The following is an 18,504-nucleotide window of genomic DNA, read 5'->3' as shown; positions in this document are numbered from 1 at the left end:
TTTGTGGAGCCGATGCGCGAATGTCCTGCGCCCTGAACCGTACCGCCATTATCGTCGTGACCGCCTTTGCCGCGGCGCTTTCAGGCTGTTCGGCATATCAGCCCGCCCCCAAAGCCTTTCACGAAGCGACCATCCAGCCTTACCGGCTGGACAGTGGCGACAGGCTGCGCGTCACGGTTTTCGAACAGACCGGCCTGAGCAACAGCTACACCGTGGATCAGGCAGGCTACATCGCCTTCCCTCTCATTGGTCCGGTTCCGGCCCGTGGACAGACTTTGCCGCAGCTTGAAGGCGCCATCGCCCAGAAACTGCGCCAAGGCTATCTGCGTGACCCTGACGTCACCATCGAGATTGACCGTTACCGCGCCGTTTTCATCATGGGTGAAGTCGGCAGACCTGGACAGTATTCCTATGTGCCTGGAATGACGGTGCAGAATGCCATTGCCATTGCCGGCGGTTTCTCCACCCGCGCAAACCAGCGTGATGTGGATGTAACCCGCAAGATCAACGGGGAAATCGTGACAGGTCGCATCAATATATCGGGCCCCATTCTCGCCGGTGACACCATTTATGTCCGTGAACGCTTCTTCTGATTGCCAGTAACGGATACAATGAGCACAGAAAAACCTCTCCGCATTCTCCATTGCTTTCGCTCTCCGGTCGGTGGCGTATTTCGTCACGTACGCGACCTCGTCGAAGAGCATGTGAAGCATGGCCATGAGGTTGGAATTTTATGCGACAGTTCGACCGGTGGTGAACACGAGGAGAAACTGTTCGAACAGATCAAGCCCATGCTGTCGCTGGGGCTTATCCGCTTGCCAATCGGTCGTTCCGTCGGGCCTTCCGACCTCGCTGCTCTTTGGAAAGCGTATCAACATATCAGAAGTTTGCAGCCAGATGTACTCCATGGCCATAGCGCCAAGGGTGGCGTTCTCGCCCGTCTCATCGGCTCAGCCCTGCGGGTAAACAGGTATCGCGTAGCCCGCCTCTATTCGCCCCATGGGGGCAGCCTGCACTATGACCGCAATTCCTTGCGCGGCCATGTGTTTTTTAATGTGGAGCGCCTGCTGGAGCGGTTCACCGACGCGCTGTGCTTCGTGTGCCATTACGAGCAGAAAACCTATGCAGAGAAGGTTGGAACACCGCGTACACAAGCCCGCATGATTTATAACGGCGTGCAAGAAAGTGAATTTTCCCCGGTGCCGCTCAATGCGGACGCCCGGCAGTTCCTTTATATCGGCATGTTGCGTGACCTCAAAGGTCCTGATGTTTTCATCGATGCCTTTGTCGAGGCCGAAAAATTGACCGGCAATCATCTCACCGGCATCATTGTCGGTGATGGACCGGAACGCGACAAATATCAGGCAGCGATCACCGCTGCCGGTTTGTCTGAGCGCATGACGATGTATCCCTCGATGCCGGCGCGCAAGGCATTTGCGCTGGCCGAAACGGTGATCGTGCCCTCCCGTGCCGAATCCCTGCCCTATATCATTCTTGAGGCGATTGCGGCTGAAAAGCCGGTTATTGCTTCCCGCGTCGGTGGCATTCCGGAAATCATTGGTGAAAAAAGCCAGGCGCTGGTCACTGCGGGTGACGCTGGCAATCTGGCCCAGACCATGATCAAAAGCCTTCGGTCTCCCGACTGGAAACAGCAGACATTGCCGGATGCCAATGAATTTCGGCAACGTTTTTCGACGCCCGTGATGGCTGGGCAGATTCTTTCGCTTTACCGGGAATTACTGGCAAAGGCCTAAGAGTGTTGAAATTATACATTCGCTCAGAAGTCATGTCAGGACGGCAAGACTGTATAAACACTTGGACATCGCCATAAACGTTTCTTAGCATGTTGCCGCTATGGTTGCCGCAATCTGCAAAAACGGAATGCGACCATGAGCAATGTTCAAAATCAGCAACTCGATATCAGTGAACTGCGCCGAAAGGTCTCCGAAATTGCCGGTCGTAGCGGTGGTGAGGCAGATAGTCCGCCGGTCAAGCTCAATCCGTTGGCCCGCCAGGTCGCCAGTCAGTTACGAAGCGGCAACCACTCGCCCAACATCATTATCGGCCAGATCCAGTTGCTGGAATTTGTCGGCCTTGTGCTTTTGGGCTGCCTGATCAACACCTTTGCCGCCGACCATACCATCGTCAGCATTCTTGCGCTTCTGGCCATCATGGGTGCTGGCGGTGCGTTGACCGGTTTGTTGCTCTATGTGCTCGACCTTTATCAACTGCCGTCACTGCGCACACCGGTCGCGAAAATGCCGCGTATTCTGGTTGCTTACACGACCGGTTTTGCGCTTACCGTGCTGCTGCTTCTGGCATTTCATCCAACCGGTGGCAATTCCTGGTCGATGACCGCCGTGTGGTTTGCGATCAGTGCCGTTTTTCTTGTTGCAACACGCCTCATTACCGGTGTCGCAATCCGCCATTGGGGCCGCAATGGTGTCATGGAGCGCCGTGCGGTTATTGTTGGCGGTGGAGATGCCGCCAAAAACCTCATTCGTTCGCTTGAAGAACAACCCGATAATGACATTCGCATCTGCGGCATCTTCGATGACCGCAACAGCGACCGTTCGCCTGATATCGTTGCTGGCTACCCCAAACTTGGCACTTTTGCCGAACTGGTGGAATTTGCCCGCCTGACCCGGCTGGACATGCTGATCATTTCACTGCCGATCACCGCCGAAGCACGCATTCTGATGTTGCTGAAACAGGTCTGGGTGCTACCGGTCGATATCCGTATTGCAGCCCATGCCAATAAATTGCGTTTCCGCCCGCGCTCCTATTCGCATGTCGGCAATGTGCCGATGCTTGATGTGTTCGACAAACCGATCCGTGACTGGGACTCGGTTGCCAAGCGTATCTTCGATCTGTTCTTTACCGTTGTTGCCCTGCTGCTGTTGTGGCCGGTGATGATAGGTGCTGCCATTGCCGTGAAAGCCACCTCCAAGGGGCCGGTTTTCTTCAAGCAGAAACGCCACGGTTTTAACAACGACACAATCAATGTCTGGAAATTCCGCTCGATGTATACCGAGCTGAGTGACCCGACTGCGAAACAGGCCGTGACCAAAAATGACCCGCGCGTCACGCCGGTTGGACGTTTCCTGCGCAAATCTTCCATCGACGAGCTACCGCAGTTGTTCAATGTCTTGAATGGCAGCCTTTCACTGGTCGGCCCTCGCCCCCATGCGGTGCTGGCCCAGACCGGTGACCTGAAATATGCCGATGTGGTTGAAAGCTATTTTGCCCGCCACAAGGTCAAGCCTGGTGTGACCGGATGGGCGCAGATCAACGGTTGGCGCGGCGAAATCGACAATAGCGACAAGATCAAGTTCCGTACGGCGTTCGATCTTCATTACATCGAAAATTGGTCGTTGCTGTTCGATCTCAAGATCCTGTTCCTGACACCGATCCGGCTGCTCAAATCGGAAAACGCCTATTGAGCGACCTTGGCCTGACAGAGACCCGCAGTTTCAATGCGCCACTTGCCGCCATGCGGATGATCGGCGCGTTCGGCATTGCCGTGGGCGTGTTTCTGTCCGGCTTCGTGATTTCCGAACCTGCACCTTACGAACTGATGATGGTGGCTCAGGTTGCCGTCTGGTTTCTGCTCGGGCTTCGTCTGTCGAAACGCGTCATTGTACTCCTTGCCATCCTGCTGGTGTTTAACGCCGGTGGCTTTCTGTCGCTGCTGGTCATGTCCGACCTTGGCGAAGGGCCGATGTATCTGGCCGTGTCGACCTTTCTGGCACTGACATCGGTGTTTTATGCCGCTGTCACCGAGGATGATTACAGACGCCTGGCACTGATTTTCAAGGCGTGGGTGGTGGCTGCCCTGATTACCTCGATGCTCGGCATTCTAGGATATTTCGGTGCCATTCCCGGTTTTGAGGTGTTCACGCTTTATGACCGCGCCAAGGGTGCCTTTCAGGACCCCAATGTTTTCGGGCCGTTCCTTGTCACGCCATCGCTGTTTCTTGTCTATGGCCTGCTGACCGGCAAGGTCAGTGGCATGCCGTTGAAGATCCTCGGTCTGCTTATTCTGGCGCTCGGCATCTTCCTGTCCTTCTCGCGTGCCGCCTGGGGTCTGTTCGTCATCGCCACCGTCATGCTGGTGCTGTTGATGCTGTTGAAAGAGCGCTCGACGGCGTTTCGTCTGAAAATTCTGGTGATTGCGCTGATTGCCGTGGTGTTTCTGGTGGTCGCGCTGATGGTTGCACTGCAATTCGAGCAGGTGGCGAACCTGTTTTCCAGCCGCACCAAGGCCGTTCAGGACTATGACGGTGGTCATCTCGGCCGTTTTGCCCGCCACCGGATAGGCTTCATGATGGCCATGGAAAATCCGCTTGGCATTGGCCCGATGGTGTTTGCCACCATCTTCCCGGAAGCAGAACACAATATCTGGCTCAAAAGCCTGACGACCCATGGCTGGCTTGGTTTCGTCAGCTACGTGACGCTGATGTGCTGGACCATTGCCGAAGGTTTCAGATATCTGCTGCGCGATCGTCCCTGGCAGCCCTTTCTGATGATTGCATGGGTCAGCTTTGTCGGCCACGTCATCATTGGCAATGTCATCGACACCGATCACTGGCGGCATTTCTTCCTGCTGCTTGGCATCATCTGGGGCTGCATGGCGCTGGAAGTGCAGTGGCAGCGCAAACTGCGGCGATAAATTTTATTCTGCCGTCCAAATTCATGGAACCCGTTGGCATTCCTGCGCATTTCAATGTCGCAAGTATTACGGGAGACGTGAATGACGAAAACCAATAATCTCTATTTTTTAGTCGGAGCACTGGCCATTCTGGCGATTGGTCTGGGCGCCTATATCTGGCATGAAGAAAGCAAACCGGCCGGCATTGAAATGCAGATCGGCCCAGACGGGGTAAAAATTCAGGAAAACTGATGTGCTGCGGGCTTTTCCCTCAAGCCTCGCGCATGGATGCACCTTTAGTTTGCGGACAGGCGACGGTGATAAACTGTTGCTTGTCCAATAACCGCGCGGAAGCCCATTCCGCGAAGCATACAGGCGCAGTTCATGGTTTCTTCGATTCAATCCATCCGGCTGATGACGACGCAAATCGCCCTTAAAGCCCTGAAGGAGCAAGAGGAAAGCACAACCTCGACCAGCTCCGCATCCAGCTCGATCTTGCAGCAATATGGCTTGGACACGTCCACCAGCTCCTCCAACGACACGTTGACGCGGTTGCTGACAACGCTGGCCACCCAAAATTTCAGTTCAACTGATGACACGACGTCCAGCACCACGACGACGACAGTGTCTGATGATGTGACCACCGCCTCCTTCATGCGCAGCCTCAAGGACAGCCTTGAAGAAATGGCCGATACGGCGGCAGGCAAAAAACAAGCAGACGCCATGCTGGCTGCACTGACGGCCGGTACATTGACGGTGACCGACCCGGTTAGCGGCCAGAAGATTGCCGCCTGGGATGTGGACGACGAAAAACACAAGGACACCGCGACAGGCGCGGCAACGACAATTGCGACAAACAATTGGAGCGACTTCCTGAAAGAGCGCCTGACACGAGGTGAGGATGTGTCCTACGCCAAGTCCAGTGACGGCAGCTACATCGACAAAACGACCGGTGAAAACGCCTATTTCGGCACCGTCGGCAACAGATATTATTACCTGTCCTGGCCAGCTACCAATGCAGACGCGGCGTCATCAGGTGCCGACAAGACGGTTTCATCCTCCGGTTCCAGCGACACCAACTGAGACTGATGGCCGCGCCACAGGCGCTCTGCCCTGCCCGTCAGTCTTGATGTCCAACTCAGCGCATGGCGTCAGGCGATTGCGTACTCCACAAAGCCCGGAAACCTTGGTGGTTTTCCGGGCTTTTGCGTTTTTCTGCCATCAGAAAAATTGAAAATATGCATCAATGCGGCATGATCTGACGCAATCGGAATGCCCCCCAATGGTAAATGAAGGCTCAATAGGCACGTCTGTGGACGCGGTGCCGCAGACGCCCGGGTTCACGTAAACACCGCGACCAGAGGGAACAAAAAAATGAAAATGCTTTTGGCCTCCACCGTTCTTGCCGTGGGCCTCGCCGGGCTCGCGACAACAGCCTCCGCGAACGATTGCGGCACAGTTACTATCGCCAACATGAACTGGCAGTCCGCCGAAGTTGCGGCCAATGTCGACAAGCTCATTCTTGAGGCCGGTTACGGCTGTACGGCAGAACTCGTTGCCGGTGACACCGTGCCAACGCTGACATCCATGGCCGAAAAAGGCCAGCCGGATATCGCGCCTGAAGCCTGGGTGAGCCTTCAGCCAGAAATCGTCAGCCGTGGCATTTCGGAAGGAAAATTTGTCAGCGCCGCCAAAATTCTTTCTGACGGTGCCGTTCAGGGATGGTGGATCCCGAAATATGTGGCTGACGCTAACCCTGAACTGAAGACCATTGGCGACCTGATGAAGAACCCCAAGCTTTTCCCGGCACCGGAAGACAGCAGCAAGGGTGCGGTGTTCAACGGCCCACAGGGCTGGGGTGGTACCGTGGTGACAGCACAGCTTTTCAAAGCCTATGACGGCGAAAAAGCTGGCTTCACGCTGGTCGATACCGGCTCGGCCGCTGGCCTTGATGGCGCGATTGCCAAGGCTTACGAAGCCAAGCAGCCATGGGTTGGTTATTATTGGGCGCCCACCGCCCTGCTCGGCAAATATGAAATGGTCAAACTGGATTTTGATACCAGCTACGACGCCGACGAGTGGAAGCGCTGCACATCCGTTGCCGATTGCGCCGACCCCAAGCTCAATGCATGGCAGACCGACACTGTTGAAACCGTTGTTGCCAAAAGCTTTGCCGATCGTTCTGGCCCGGTGATGGATTACCTCAACAAGCGGGCATGGACCAATGACACAGTCAACAAGCTGATTGCATGGATGAGCGACAACCAGGCCACCGGTGAGGAAGGCGCAAAATACTTCCTGAAAAACAATGAAGCGCTCTGGACCACATGGGTTTCTCCTGACGTGGCAGAAAAGATCAAGGCATCGCTCTGATTTTTAAAAACCATAGGAAACGGCCTGCATCTCAGATGCCGCCGTTTCAGCCATAGAGACAGCCTTATGCCTGAGGCCCCGTTTTACAAGGAATCCGGGGGACTCAGGCTGGCTGTCACTGCCCGTTTGGTCATGGGGAAATGTTTATGGAATGGTTCTGGAAGTTTCCAACAATGGACGCCGACACACTTCGTGCCGTCAAGAAAAGTATCGATGAAGGGTTTCGTGCCTTCACACGCGCCTATGGCAGCGACATAGAGGCATTGTTCAGCCCTCTACAGAGTTTCCTGATATGGTCGGAGCGATTGCTGACCGGCACGCCATGGCCGGTGGTCATTCTGGTGATCGCAGCCATCGCCTGGCTTGCCAGCCGCAGTCTTGCCATCGTTATTGGCTGTATCGTGACGCTGTTCATCATCGGTTATTTCGACATGTGGGCCGACACGATGAAAACTGTGTCGATGATCCTCGTCTGTACCGTGCTGTCGATCATCATCGGTCTACCGATCGGCATTGCCATGTCACGGTCCAACCGGCTGCAAAACATCGTCAACCCGGTGCTTGACGTGATGCAGACCATGCCGAGTTTCGTTTATCTGATCCCTGTTGTCATGCTGCTTGGCATTGGCCGTGTACCCGGCGTGATCGCTGTGGTGATCTATGCCATACCGCCTATGATCCGTCTGACCAATCTCGGTATTCGCATGGTGGACCGCGACGTTTTGGAGGCCGCGGATGCCTTTGGTTCCTCGGGCTGGCAGAAGCTCAAAAATGTCCAGTTGCCGCTTGCCCTGCCGACCATCATGGCCGGTATCAACCAGACCATCATGATGGCACTGGCCATGGTGGTGATTGCCTCGATGATTGGTGTTCAGGGACTTGGCCAACCGGTTCTTAAAGCCATTGCCAACCAGTATTTCACCCTCGGCATTTTCAACGGGCTGGCCATTGTCGGCATAGCCATCATTTTCGATCGTATCAGCCAAGCCTATGGCCTGCGCCTCCAGAAGCACAGGGAAATCACGCATGACTAGCCAATCGATCCAGATCCGCAATCTCTACAAGATTTTCGGACCTCGGCCCGCCGACTTTGTGGATGCCGTCGCCAAGGGCATGTCGAAAACCGAACTGAACCAGAAACATGGCCATGTGCTGGGGTTGCGTGACATCAACATCACCATTCCCGGCGGCGGCATCACCGTCATCATGGGGCTTTCCGGTTCGGGAAAATCGACACTCATCCGCCACATCAATCGTCTTATCGACCCCACCTCGGGCGAGGTTCTTTATGGGGATGGCGATGTCTGTCGCATGAGCCATGACGAATTGCGGGAATTTCGCCGCCATAAAACGGCAATGGTGTTTCAGAAATTTGCGCTGCTTCCCCACCGCAACGTGCTTCATAACACCGCCTATGGCCTTGAAATTCAAGGTGTGGCCAAGGAAGAACGCGAAGAACGCGCCAAGGTATGGATCAACCGCGTGGGCCTGGAAGGTTTTGCCAACCATTATCCCAACCAGCTCTCGGGCGGCATGCAGCAGCGCGTTGGCCTGGCGCGTGCGCTGACCCACAATGCCGAAATCCTGCTGATGGATGAGGCCTATTCGGCGCTCGATCCACTGATCCGCGTCGACATGCAGGGCGTGCTGCTGGAATTGCAAAAGGAGCTTAAAAAGACCGTGGTGTTCATCACCCACGATCTCGACGAAGCGCTTCGTCTGGGTGACCAGATTGCCATACTGCGCGATGGCGAGGTCATTCAGCAGGGAACGCCCGCCGATATCGTGCTCAACCCGGCCGACGCCTACATCGAATCCTTCGTCAAGGAGGTGAACCGTGGCCGTGTCATTCGCCTGAAATCCGTCGCCGAACAAAAGCCCGTAACCGGCCCTGCCCTGCGACTTTTGGAGGATCTGACCGTTGAACAGTCGCTTCGGGAACTGACCAAGGCCGGCGCCACCTATGCCGACATCGTTTGTGCACAAGGCCGCCCTGTCGGCAGCGTTTCCAAGGAAAAGCTCGTCGATTGCATGGTCGGCCATGGGTGAGCCGAGATGACAAGGTGGTTTCAGGAACGTTGAATGCAATCACAAATGGGGGTGTGATTGAGATAAATGGTCGGAGCGACAGGATTTGAACCTGCGACCCCTTGCCCCCCAGGCAAGTGCGCTACCGAGCTGCGCTACGCTCCGATGTGCCTAAAAAGGCTTGGTTCGATTAGTCTTTTTAAAATACCGATGCAAGCTTAAAATCGATTTTGAAACATAAATTGGAGCCTATTGATTCAGCCGCACCCAGTGCAGCTGAATCATCGCTCAAGCCTATTCACTTCAAAAACACATAGCTCGCATAGACAGCAATCAGGGCAGCCGCAGCAACGGCACTGATCAGGCCAAGGCGCTTTTCGATGAAGTGTCTGATGTCCTCGCCATAGCGGCGCAACAGGCCCGCCAGAATGAAGAAACGTGCGCCACGGGTAATGACAGCCGAAATGATGAACAGGCTGAGGCTGATATTGGCCGCACCCGACAGGATGGTTACCACCTTGATCGGCGGCAGATGCGCCAGGCCCGAGGTGATCAGCAGAAGCACAATGGTTTCGTAATTGACGGAATGCTGCAGTTCTTCAAAGGCATGCAGCTTGCCGTAAAATTCCAGAACCGGGCGCGCGATGCTTTCAAAGGCGTAATGGCCGAGGAACCAGCCGGCGATACCACCCAGCACCGAAAACAGCGTTGCGATGAAGGCATAATGCATCGCCCTGTGCGGCTTTGCCAGGACCATGGGCAGGAACAGCACGTCTGCCGGCACCAGAAATACCGAGCTTTCCACGAAGGCGACAATTGCCAGCCACCAGACGGCGGTTTTGCGGCGCGCGAGCGCCATGGTCCATTCATACAAGCCACGCAGCATTTTCAAAAACCTTCCTGAGAAAACTGAATAACTGGCACGTCAGGTTGAGAAACCCGCCAGCAAAAACACTCAAATATCCATTCGTCATCGGGTGCGTCATTTGGCGCGAAGCGCCGCACCCGTTGGGAAATGCGTAAACGCAAAACTACAATTCTTTTAGAAAAGTCAATGCTGCATCGCAACCAAAACCTTGTTTTTCTAGCATATATTCTAGAAGTGTCATATAATCATCATCGGGAGAACTGAGGAGGAAATGTTATGGACATTGTAGGTCTGTTCACTTCGCTTAATCCATTCATCATTGGCGTGTTGATGGTCGTCTTGTTGGCGGGCGCCTACACGAAGTGGGTTTCGCATTAGATCGCGAATAGTTTGAGGCAAACATCTGGTAAAATCTCAGCCATGTGAATGGCAGGGTAGTACGCGTGCCTGCTTTCTCATAGGCAATTCGCTCCATAGCTGTTATCAATCCCTGATTTTAATTTACGGGATAAAACATGACGGCAAACGATTTTACCTTCACCGATACGTCCGAAAAGTTGAGCGCGACGCTTGGAAAACTGATCGGCAAACTCGATGGCCATACGATTACCCTGAGGGAACTGATGGCCACAATCGGCGAACAGGGATTGCTGCTTGTCTGTGCCATTGCATCGCTGCCATTTCTCATTCCTGTGTCGATCCCAGGTGTGAGCACGGTGTTCGGTGCCGCCATCATCATGATCAGCATCGCGATTACCCTGAACCGCATGCCATGGCTGCCTGCACGCATTCTTGACAAGCAGATGCAGACATCGAAGCTGCTGCCCGCCTTGGAGAAAGGTATAGCCATCGTCTCGAAGCTGGATAATTACATCCGCCCGCGCCTGCCTGCATTGACCGGCAGCCATGTTGCCAACCGCATCAATGGCCTCGCCATCATGGCCGCAGGCGTTCTGCTGATGTTGCCGCTTGGCCTCATCCCCTTTTCCAACACCTTGCCCGCCATCGCCATCCTGCTGTTTTCAGCCGGCATGATCCAGCGCGACGGATTTTTCGTGGTTGGCGGTTACACCTTCCTCGTTCTCACGGTGGTGTATTTCTCTGTCCTTGCCTACCTCGCGCTTATCGCTGGTCAGGGGATAGGTGGTCTTTTTGCTGAATAGGCCTGAGGTTCTCTGCAGGCACTGACGAGGATTTGCGCCGCGCCCACCAGATGGTGATGCGGCGCCTGCTGCGCCGCACGATGTGCAAATCATGCGACAGCACGATAATGCCAAGCGGCAACATCCAAAAACCCAACACTGGCAGAAAACCAAGCAGCCCGCCGGCGACGAGCAATGAGCCCGCCGCGATGCGCCCGTAGCGCGATTTCGGCATAACGACACTGGTTTTGCCGAGATTCAACCTGCCACTTTTGGAATCGATTCCAAATTTCATCGACTTATCGCTTCTTTCACTCGATCCCGGCCCGCATACTCAAAAAAAAGTTTCACTCTACACACCCTGCAAAATGGGACCTTTTGTGAATAAAACAAGACGAATGCATTTTTTTTGAAAAAACCACTTGGCAAATCGGAAAAGCATTTGTATTACCCCGCTCACACCGCGACGAGCGGTGGACGTTCCCTGGTAGCTCAGCGGTAGAGCATTCGACTGTTAATCGACAGGTCGCCGGTTCGAATCCGGCCCGGGGAGCCATTTTTCTCAAAGCTGAAAAATGGCTACCGCTAACAAATCAAAATAAAATCAAATAGTTCATAAACGCGATTGCACGCCACGCCTCAGTGCGAAGGTCGGTCATATTGCGTTTTATCCGGCATTGCGGATAGTTTCGCGATCAGGTCGTCACACTCCCGTAAACGGCATTCGCCTTATTGCAGGTGGCCCAGTGTGGACCGGTCAAACCCGGAATCGGAGAATTTCAGAATGCCCAAGAAACAAAAAATGGAACACTCCGAATTTTCGGGCGAGTTTGAAGATGATGGCATCACCGTATTGGTCGATATCTTCCGCCCTGCCGGCACGCAGCAGGACTGGATTCTCGAGGTCATCAGCGAGCAGGACGATGTAACGACGTGGGATGAGCCCTTTGCGACCGACAAGGACGCCTGGGAGGAGTTTCTGGCCACCTGTGAGAAGGATGGCATTCGCAGCTTCCTGGATGGCGAAGAAGAGCCATCAGTCCATTAAGCAGGCTTGTCTTTGTGCTTGGAGGAGGCATTCATGAAGATACGCATTCGCAAGCCCAGCCTGAAGAAAAGCATCGCGGCACGAACGTCGGGAAAACGCATTATTAAAAATGCGCTCGGACTTAAAGCTCCGCGAGGTGCAGGCTGGCTAACGAACCCCAAAAAAGCGGCCTACAATAAATCCTATAACAAGAAGACGATTAGTATCTGGTTGCTTATTCGAAAGCTTTTCCGTTAGCGACACAACAAAAAAGGCCGGACACCAGGTGCCGACCTTCTCGCCTGTTGATCCTGTCAGTGCCGGTACATCCGCGGTCAAAGACGTCAACTGGTGCTACCCCTAGCGTAGCTTGATGACAGAACGATGTCATCGCCGATTGGTTCCGGAAGTTCTTGACGTTCGCTTCTGGAATAACGAGCGGCTCGCGTTGACGATCGAGATAGGTGATCCACCCTCGCCTTTCGAGGCAAAGCCTTGGTTTTCCATACGTAAAAATCCAGCAACTGTTATTTCTGGCAATGATCATACACCATGCGTTAACCATAGGCGGACTTCTATGCGATGCCCCCTCCGTGCTCATGACGAGCGCCTTGAATCTCCCGAACAGAGCATAGCAATGACGAGCATTCTCACGAACGCCGGAGCGACATCCGCGCTTCAGACCCTGCGAACGATCGGTTCCAACCTGGACCGTTCGCAAAATCAGGTCAGTTCCGGCCTTCGGGTAGAGACAGCGGCAGACAACGCCGCGTATTGGTCCATCTCCACCACCATGCGTTCCGACAACATGGCGATTGACGCTGTGACCGATGCATTGAATCTTGGGGCAGCCAAGGTTGATACGGCCTATGAAGGCCTGGAATCGACCGTCGACATTCTCAAGCAGTTCAAGGCAAAACTCGTCACGGCAAAAGAAGACAGTGTCGACCGAACCAAAGTTCAGGAAGAGCTGTCACAACTTATCGATCAGGCCAAAAGCGTCTCTGAATCGGCAAGTTTCAGCGGTCAGAACTGGCTGAACACGGAATTCGACGACATTTTCGACAGAGCTCAGTCAATGGACACCGTCGTTTCGTCCTTTGTGCGAAATAGCAATGGCGGCGTCAGCGTCAAGACAACCGATGTCGACGTGTCCAAGCTCACTTTATTCAATACGACAGGCGACGGCTTGCTACAACTCGACACACGTGCCATCGGCGATATTGGGGGGCTGCGTGATGTGGATTGGGAAAGCTATGAAAATCCCGGCTGGCAATATTTCACCTTTCCGACCTACGCCACGCTTGGTGCCGCAGACGTCATAACCTTTGATCTGACATTGGACGGCAGTGCACTTGGGGCGGGCAACACCTATACGGTGACAATCGACAGAAGCACTGTCGATGATGCATTGGGCGCGGGCGCCAATGGCTATATCAGCACGGTTCAAGACTGGATGTCGGTGACATCAAGAGCGACCTGGAACCCACCACGGCCGAGTGGCGGTGGGCTGGGGCAGGCCCACAGTATTGGTGGCGTGATGCAAACCTATGGTTTTTTCTCGCCAGAAGCACAAGGTCTTCCCGGCTCGTCGGTCAGAATTACCAACGTCACATCAACGCTCGCTGGCGGTTATGCATTCGGTCTGGATGCCCCGACCGGCAATGCCGACGGAGAATACACGGATTTCGGCTTCAATTTCGGCGACAGTTTTCGAATGAAGACCGATGTCGAATTCTATTTCGACCTTACGCTGAACCGCGGCACACCGCAGATGATCAAGGTGACCAAGGATGATGTCGATGCGGCACTGGGCATTACGACGGGTGAAGTGAAGAATGCAGCCGACATGGCCGCTGTTCTTCAGCACGTACTGACCGGTAAAGGCATCTCCAGCGTCACATCAAGCGGCTCACGCATCACACTCGACATCGACCAGAGCATGTATCCCGACATGGGCTATCGCTCCTCCATCAAGATATCAGATGTCTGGGACAATATCGGCAATCCGCCGGATGTGAACCTCGTCGACATGGACATTACTGCATCATCGGTTGATCTCGATCGCTACATCAGAGTGATCGAAGGCATGACGAAAAAGGTGGTCGATGCAACCTCGCTTCTCGGATCAATTCAGACCCGCATCGACATGCAACTGGATTTCGCCTCAAAACTCAGCGTTTCCATCGACAGCGGCATTGGCCGTCTCGTTGATGCCGACATGAATGAAGCCTCGACACGGCTCAAGGCACTGCAGACACAACAGCAGCTTGCCGTACAATCCCTGTCGATTTCCAACTCCAACAGCGAAAGCCTGCTGTCACTGTTCCGCTAAGTCAGAAGCGGCATGAATTTCAACGACCTCCTCCCGGCGGTCTCCACTGCCGATGGAGCCGTGTGGGCGAAAACCTCCCCCATAAGATGAATTTTGCCCGTTTGAGGCATTCACAGAAACAGAATTTCTTGCCACAACAGGGGTCAATCCGCTCAAAGCAACGGTAATCATACGCGTCCGAAAGAAGGTCGACCCATGACGATACATACCTCTGTTTTGAGTGCCATTGGAAACACGCCACTCATTCGCCTGAATGCTGCATCCGAGGCGACAGGGTGCGAAATTCTGGGCAAGGCGGAATTCCTCAATCCCGGCCAGTCCGTCAAGGACCGCGCGGCGCTTTACATCATCCGCGACGCGGAAAAGCGTGGCCTGCTGCGCCCCGGCGGAACGATTGTCGAGGGCACGGCAGGTAATACCGGCATCGGCCTGACGCTGGTTGCCAGAGCGCTCGGATACCGCACGGTTATCGTTATCCCCGAGACACAGAGCCAGGAAAAGAAAGACGCCCTGAAACTGCTGGGTGCTGAGTTGGTGGAAGTGCCGGCCGCCCCCTATTCCAACCCGAACAATTACGTGAAGGTGTCCGGACGTCTGGCCAAGCAGCTTGCGGAAACCGACCCGAATGGCGCCGTCTGGGCAAACCAATTCGACAATATTGCCAACCGTCAGGCCCATATCGAAACCACTGCACCTGAAATTTGGGACCAAACAGACGGCAAGGTCGATGGTTTCATCTGCGCAGTCGGCTCTGGCGGCACGCTGGCAGGCGTTGCCGACGGCCTGCGTGATTTCAACCCTGACATCAAGATCGGCATTGCTGACCCCGATGGCGCGGCTCTCTATGAATATTACAAGAATGGTGCGCTGAAGTCGGAAGGCAATTCCATTACCGAAGGTATCGGTCAGGGTCGCATTACCGCCAACCTGCAGGATTTCACGCCTGACTTCGCCTACCGCATTTCCGATGCCGAAGCCTTGCCCGTGCTGTTTGATCTCGTAACCAGCGAAGGTCTGTGCCTTGGTGGCTCGACCGGCATCAACATCGCAGGCGCAATTCGCCTTGCCCGCGACCTCGGTCCGGGGCATACAATCGTCACCATTCTGTGCGATTACGGCAATCGTTATCAGTCGAAGCTTTATAACCCCGCATTCCTGCGGTCCAAGGGGCTTCCTGTTCCGGCCTGGCTCACAGAAAAAAGAGATATATCCGTCCCGTATGAAACCACATAAGGTCAGTGAAACATGCCAGTGAATGCCCTCTTTCGTGATGATTTTTACCTTTCGACCTGTCAGGCAACGGTAACAGCAATTCACGAAGACGGGGGCATTGAGCTGGACCAGACCTGTTTCTACGCGACGTCCGGCGGCCAGCCAGGCGACACCGGTTTTCTGGAACGCGCTGACGGTTCCAAAGTCCAGCTCGGCCAGACAAAACACGGGCAGGACAAGAGCATCATCATCCACGTACCGCTGGAGGGGGAAGCACAAGTCTCTGCTGGCGAGAAGATCACCCTGCATCTCGACTGGGACCGTCGCCAAAAGCTGATGCGCATGCACACCGCCTGCCATCTTCTGTCCGTTGTCTGCCAGTGGCCCATTACTGGCGCGGCAGTTGGCGAGGACGAATCGCGCGTCGATTTCGACATGTCAGAAATCATCGACAAGGACGAAGTCACCGCCAAGATGATGGAATTGGTCAATGCTGCCCATCCGGTTTTCGTGGAGTGGATCACCGACGAAGAGCTCTTGGCCAATCCCGGCATCGTCAAATCCAAGAATGTCCGCCCGCCAATCGGCCTTGGTCGCGTCAGTCTTGTGTGCATAGGTGAAAACTCGGCAATTGACAGCCAACCCTGCGGTGGCACACATGTCTCAACGACCAAGGAAATCGGTGAGATACACATCGCCAAGATTGAAAAGAAGGGTAAGGAAAACCGGCGTTTTCGCATCCGTTTCGGTGCGCCGGCTTCCGCAGCCTGAGCAGCAGGGAGACTAGATCGTGAGCAACGAAAAAAGCCGTTTCGTCGTTTCCGCGGATTGGGTGAGCAAACAGCTTGGCGCGCCTGAGTTCCGTATCGTTGATGCCTCCTGGTATCTGCCAGCGCACAAGCGCAATGGCGCGGAAGAATATGCCGCTGGCCATATTCCCGGCGCTGTCTTCTTCGATCAGGATGTGATTGCCGATCACACCACCGGCCTGCCGCACTCCCTGCCCTCGCCGGAGTTTTTTGCCGAACAGGTTGGCAAGCTCGGCATTCAGGACACCGATACAATCGTTGTTTATGACGGCCCCGGCTTTTTCTCCGCACCACGGGTGTGGTGGATGCTGCGGGTGATGGGTGCTGAAAGCGTTTACGTTCTGGACGGCGGTCTGGATGGCTGGAAAGCCCAAAACCTGCCGCTCGAAACGGATTTGCCCGAACCTGCTGTTGTGACCTTCGAACCGCATTTCCAGAAGAACCGTGTCACCTCGCTTGAGGACATGCGTGGCGTTGTCGAGAGTGGCGACAAGCAGATTGCCGATGCGCGTGGCGCAGGCCGCTTTACCGGCGACGAAGCCGAACCGCGCGCCGGCATGCGTTCCGGCCATATGCCGGGTGCGCGCAGCCTGCCAGCAACAGCCTTTTCCGAGAACGGCCGTTTCAAGGATCTGGCAACCCTGCGCAAAATGGTGCTCGACGCCGGCATCGACCTGTCGAAACCCGTCGTAACCAGCTGCGGCTCCGGCGTGACGGCAGCCGTCATCACGCTGGCGCTGGAATCGCTTGGTCACAAGAACAACAGCCTGTTTGACGGTTCGTGGTCGCAGTGGGGCAGCCTGCAGGACACACCAGTTGTGACTGGCCAGGCAGAACCCGTCGCCCCCAAAACCGGTGACCCATTGAAGGCGCATGTGACACTGCTTGAAATGACGGCACCGCCAAAGGTCAGCATTCCCGTGCCGGTCAATATCCAGACCGCGATCATGCGGGCGCCGAACATTCCCCTGCACTTCTATCGTTACCTCTACTGGCGGGTCGGCAAACGCTGGCACTGGCAAAAGCGCATGCGCATGAGCGACGCCGAATTGGGCGGCATATTGAACGACCCGAAGAACAGCGTCTGCGTTCTTTACATGAACGGTTCGCCAGCCGGTTTCTTCGAGCTGAACAAGCGCAATGAGGATGTGACCGAGCTTTCCTATTTCGGCCTGTTCGAAGAGGCGATCGGTGCCGGCATTGGCAAGTGGTTCCTGCTACAGGCGCTTTACACCGCCTGGCAGGACAATCCGAAAAAGATAACGGTCAGCACCAACACGCTTGACCATCCCCGCGCACTGCAACTCTATCAGATGATGGGCTTTTCGCCTGTTGGCACCTTCCAGGCCTGGGTAGAGCCATTGAGCGAGGCAGAACTGCTGGATATTGCCATCCACAGCTAAGCGGCTTCTCCCCCCCTTGTTAATCAGTTTGAACCGGCGGCAACCGCCGGTTCAGGTTTCCTTCAGGTTGTGAATGGCAGTTTGCCCGCGACAACAATGAGGTAAAGGAAACCAGCCATGAACCGTCGATCTTTCCTGACTGCACTTGCTGCCACAGCATTCGTTCCGGCAGTCGCCAGTGCGCAGGAAACACCGTCTTCCGGCACAATCATGCGCCGTCTTGAAGCGGCTCCACAGCGCCGTATGCGCCCGGAAGAGCGGGTCACCATCCAGGAATTCAAGCGCCGGCCGGAACTGCGCCGTGTTGCGCCGTCCATCGATATCCAGTCCATCAACTTCGCATTCGGTTCGGCTGAAATTCCCCGCTCGGAATATCGCAAGGTGCGCGAGATCGGTGTTGCACTGGAACAGATCCTGCGCCGCCGTCGTGGTGCCCGTTTCCTGATTGAAGGTCACACAGATGCGGTTGGCTCTGAAGCCTCCAACCAGGTCCTGTCGGAGCGTCGCGCCGACTCGCTCAAATGGTTGCTGGTGCAGGAATTCCGCATTCCGTCCCGGTTATGGTGAAAGCTATCTGCTTGTTAACACGCAGTTTGAAGAATGGCGCAACCGCCGCGTTACGCTGCGTCGTATCGACGAGTTCCTGCGCTAATCGC

At 55.1% G+C, this 18,504-nt stretch carries 17 protein-coding genes, 2 tRNA genes and 3 pseudogenes; 19 read left to right on the top strand and 3 right to left on the bottom strand.

Annotated elements, in window-relative coordinates:
- Positions 1-20 precede the first annotated feature (20 nt).
- From RT613_RS11515 to RT613_RS11475, 9 genes are all read left to right on the top strand, one after another.
- Positions 21-593: a polysaccharide biosynthesis/export family protein gene (locus RT613_RS11515; RefSeq protein WP_313615453.1), complete on the top strand. Its 573-nt coding sequence runs from the start codon at positions 21-23 to the stop codon at positions 591-593.
- Positions 594-611: 18 nt separating this feature from the next.
- Positions 612-1,754, top strand: coding sequence for a glycosyltransferase family 4 protein (locus tag RT613_RS11510; RefSeq protein ID WP_313615451.1), 1,143 nt, complete (start codon positions 612-614; stop codon positions 1,752-1,754).
- Between the two features lie 135 nt (positions 1,755-1,889).
- Positions 1,890-3,443 (top strand): undecaprenyl-phosphate glucose phosphotransferase, encoded by a 1,554-nt coding sequence (locus RT613_RS11505; protein WP_313615449.1) that lies wholly within the window; start codon positions 1,890-1,892, stop codon positions 3,441-3,443.
- A 50-nt stretch (positions 3,444-3,493) separates the two neighbouring features.
- Positions 3,494-4,672 (top strand): O-antigen ligase family protein, encoded by a 1,179-nt coding sequence (locus RT613_RS11500; RefSeq protein ID WP_313615503.1) that lies wholly within the window; start codon positions 3,494-3,496, stop codon positions 4,670-4,672.
- Between the two features lie 81 nt (positions 4,673-4,753).
- Entirely contained in the window at positions 4,754-4,903 is a 150-nt protein-coding gene (locus RT613_RS11495) for a hypothetical protein (RefSeq protein WP_313615448.1), read from the top strand.
- A gap of 132 nt (positions 4,904-5,035) precedes the next feature.
- Positions 5,036-5,734, top strand: a complete 699-nt coding sequence (locus RT613_RS11490) for a hypothetical protein (RefSeq protein WP_313615447.1) — start codon at positions 5,036-5,038, stop codon at positions 5,732-5,734.
- Positions 5,735-6,025: 291 nt separating this feature from the next.
- Positions 6,026-7,024: an ABC transporter substrate-binding protein gene (locus RT613_RS11485; protein ID WP_313615445.1), complete on the top strand. Its 999-nt coding sequence runs from the start codon at positions 6,026-6,028 to the stop codon at positions 7,022-7,024.
- A 146-nt stretch (positions 7,025-7,170) separates the two neighbouring features.
- On the top strand, positions 7,171-8,058 hold the full coding sequence (locus tag RT613_RS11480; protein ID WP_313615443.1) for a proline/glycine betaine ABC transporter permease: 888 nt from the start codon (positions 7,171-7,173) through the stop codon (positions 8,056-8,058).
- Positions 8,051-9,073, top strand: a complete 1,023-nt coding sequence (locus RT613_RS11475; protein ID WP_313615441.1) for a glycine betaine/L-proline ABC transporter ATP-binding protein — start codon at positions 8,051-8,053, stop codon at positions 9,071-9,073. The genes RT613_RS11480 and RT613_RS11475 overlap by 8 nt, the downstream gene beginning before the upstream one ends.
- A 67-nt stretch (positions 9,074-9,140) precedes the next feature.
- On the opposite strand, the gene RT613_RS11470 is transcribed toward RT613_RS11475, so the two are convergent.
- Positions 9,141-9,217 (bottom strand) — tRNA-Pro (locus RT613_RS11470).
- 133 nt (positions 9,218-9,350) lie between these two features.
- Positions 9,351-9,938 (bottom strand): YqaA family protein, encoded by a 588-nt coding sequence (locus RT613_RS11465; RefSeq protein WP_313615440.1) that lies wholly within the window; start codon positions 9,936-9,938, stop codon positions 9,351-9,353.
- A gap of 497 nt (positions 9,939-10,435) precedes the next feature.
- Here RT613_RS11465 and RT613_RS11460 point away from each other — a divergent pair, with 497 nt between their 5' ends.
- Positions 10,436-11,083, top strand: a complete 648-nt coding sequence (locus tag RT613_RS11460; protein WP_313615438.1) for an exopolysaccharide biosynthesis protein — start codon at positions 10,436-10,438, stop codon at positions 11,081-11,083.
- Here the strand turns inward: RT613_RS11460 and RT613_RS11455 are convergent.
- Entirely contained in the window at positions 11,043-11,357 is a 315-nt protein-coding gene (locus tag RT613_RS11455; RefSeq protein ID WP_313615437.1) for a hypothetical protein, read from the bottom strand. The genes RT613_RS11460 and RT613_RS11455 overlap by 41 nt on opposite strands.
- A 186-nt stretch (positions 11,358-11,543) precedes the next feature.
- Here RT613_RS11455 and RT613_RS11450 point away from each other — a divergent pair.
- The 9 genes and pseudogenes from RT613_RS11450 (at position 11,544) to RT613_RS11410 (ending at position 18,500) form a co-directional block, all read left to right on the top strand.
- Positions 11,544-11,618, top strand: a tRNA-Asn gene (locus RT613_RS11450).
- 228 nt (positions 11,619-11,846) lie between these two features.
- Positions 11,847-12,110: a hypothetical protein gene (locus RT613_RS11445; RefSeq protein ID WP_313615435.1), complete on the top strand. Its 264-nt coding sequence runs from the start codon at positions 11,847-11,849 to the stop codon at positions 12,108-12,110.
- A gap of 33 nt (positions 12,111-12,143) precedes the next feature.
- Entirely contained in the window at positions 12,144-12,347 is a 204-nt protein-coding gene (locus RT613_RS11440) for a hypothetical protein (RefSeq protein ID WP_313615433.1), read from the top strand.
- 115 nt (positions 12,348-12,462) lie between these two features.
- Positions 12,463-13,122: pseudogene (locus tag RT613_RS11435) on the top strand (hypothetical protein); the annotation flags it as partial.
- Between the two features lie 999 nt (positions 13,123-14,121).
- A pseudogene (locus RT613_RS11430) lies at positions 14,122-14,424 on the top strand (flagellin); the annotation flags it as partial.
- Between the two features lie 195 nt (positions 14,425-14,619).
- Positions 14,620-15,657, top strand: coding sequence for a cysteine synthase A (locus RT613_RS11425; RefSeq protein WP_313615431.1), 1,038 nt, complete (start codon positions 14,620-14,622; stop codon positions 15,655-15,657).
- 12 nt (positions 15,658-15,669) lie between these two features.
- Positions 15,670-16,407 carry an alanyl-tRNA editing protein gene (locus RT613_RS11420; protein WP_313615430.1) on the top strand — a complete coding sequence of 246 codons (738 nt, stop codon included), beginning with the start codon at positions 15,670-15,672 and terminating at the stop codon, positions 16,405-16,407.
- Positions 16,408-16,426: 19 nt separating this feature from the next.
- Complete coding sequence (gene sseA, locus RT613_RS11415) at positions 16,427-17,848, top strand: 3-mercaptopyruvate sulfurtransferase (protein WP_313615428.1); 1,422 nt, start codon at positions 16,427-16,429, stop codon at positions 17,846-17,848.
- A 117-nt stretch (positions 17,849-17,965) separates the two neighbouring features.
- Positions 17,966-18,500 (top strand): annotated as a pseudogene (locus RT613_RS11410) (OmpA family protein).
- Positions 18,501-18,504 lie beyond the last annotated feature (4 nt).

The organism is Agrobacterium sp., from assembly GCF_032092815.1.
Taxonomy (GTDB): domain Bacteria; phylum Pseudomonadota; class Alphaproteobacteria; order Rhizobiales; family Rhizobiaceae; genus Agrobacterium.
Note: the sequence above shows the minus strand (reverse complement) of the source record. Positions and strands in the feature narration are given on the sequence as shown.

Excerpts from the sequence above, each read along its gene's own strand:
- RT613_RS11515 (WP_313615453.1), top strand. The coding sequence starts at position 21 with ATGTCCTGCGCCCTGAACCGTACCGCCATTATCGTCGTGACCGCCTTT.
- RT613_RS11510 (WP_313615451.1), top strand. The coding sequence starts at position 612 with ATGAGCACAGAAAAACCTCTCCGCATTCTCCATTGCTTTCGCTCTCCG.
- RT613_RS11505 (WP_313615449.1), top strand. The coding sequence starts at position 1,890 with ATGAGCAATGTTCAAAATCAGCAACTCGATATCAGTGAACTGCGCCGA.
- RT613_RS11500 (WP_313615503.1), top strand. The coding sequence starts at position 3,494 with ATGCGGATGATCGGCGCGTTCGGCATTGCCGTGGGCGTGTTTCTGTCC.
- RT613_RS11495 (WP_313615448.1), top strand. The coding sequence starts at position 4,754 with ATGACGAAAACCAATAATCTCTATTTTTTAGTCGGAGCACTGGCCATT.
- RT613_RS11490 (WP_313615447.1), top strand. The coding sequence starts at position 5,036 with ATGGTTTCTTCGATTCAATCCATCCGGCTGATGACGACGCAAATCGCC.
- RT613_RS11485 (WP_313615445.1), top strand. The coding sequence starts at position 6,026 with ATGAAAATGCTTTTGGCCTCCACCGTTCTTGCCGTGGGCCTCGCCGGG.
- RT613_RS11480 (WP_313615443.1), top strand. The coding sequence starts at position 7,171 with ATGGAATGGTTCTGGAAGTTTCCAACAATGGACGCCGACACACTTCGT.
- RT613_RS11475 (WP_313615441.1), top strand. The coding sequence starts at position 8,051 with ATGACTAGCCAATCGATCCAGATCCGCAATCTCTACAAGATTTTCGGA.
- RT613_RS11465 (WP_313615440.1), bottom strand. The coding sequence starts at position 9,938 with ATGCTGCGTGGCTTGTATGAATGGACCATGGCGCTCGCGCGCCGCAAA.
- RT613_RS11460 (WP_313615438.1), top strand. The coding sequence starts at position 10,436 with ATGACGGCAAACGATTTTACCTTCACCGATACGTCCGAAAAGTTGAGC.
- RT613_RS11455 (WP_313615437.1), bottom strand. The coding sequence starts at position 11,357 with ATGAAATTTGGAATCGATTCCAAAAGTGGCAGGTTGAATCTCGGCAAA.
- RT613_RS11445 (WP_313615435.1), top strand. The coding sequence starts at position 11,847 with ATGCCCAAGAAACAAAAAATGGAACACTCCGAATTTTCGGGCGAGTTT.
- RT613_RS11440 (WP_313615433.1), top strand. The coding sequence starts at position 12,144 with ATGAAGATACGCATTCGCAAGCCCAGCCTGAAGAAAAGCATCGCGGCA.
- RT613_RS11425 (WP_313615431.1), top strand. The coding sequence starts at position 14,620 with ATGACGATACATACCTCTGTTTTGAGTGCCATTGGAAACACGCCACTC.
- RT613_RS11420 (WP_313615430.1), top strand. The coding sequence starts at position 15,670 with ATGCCAGTGAATGCCCTCTTTCGTGATGATTTTTACCTTTCGACCTGT.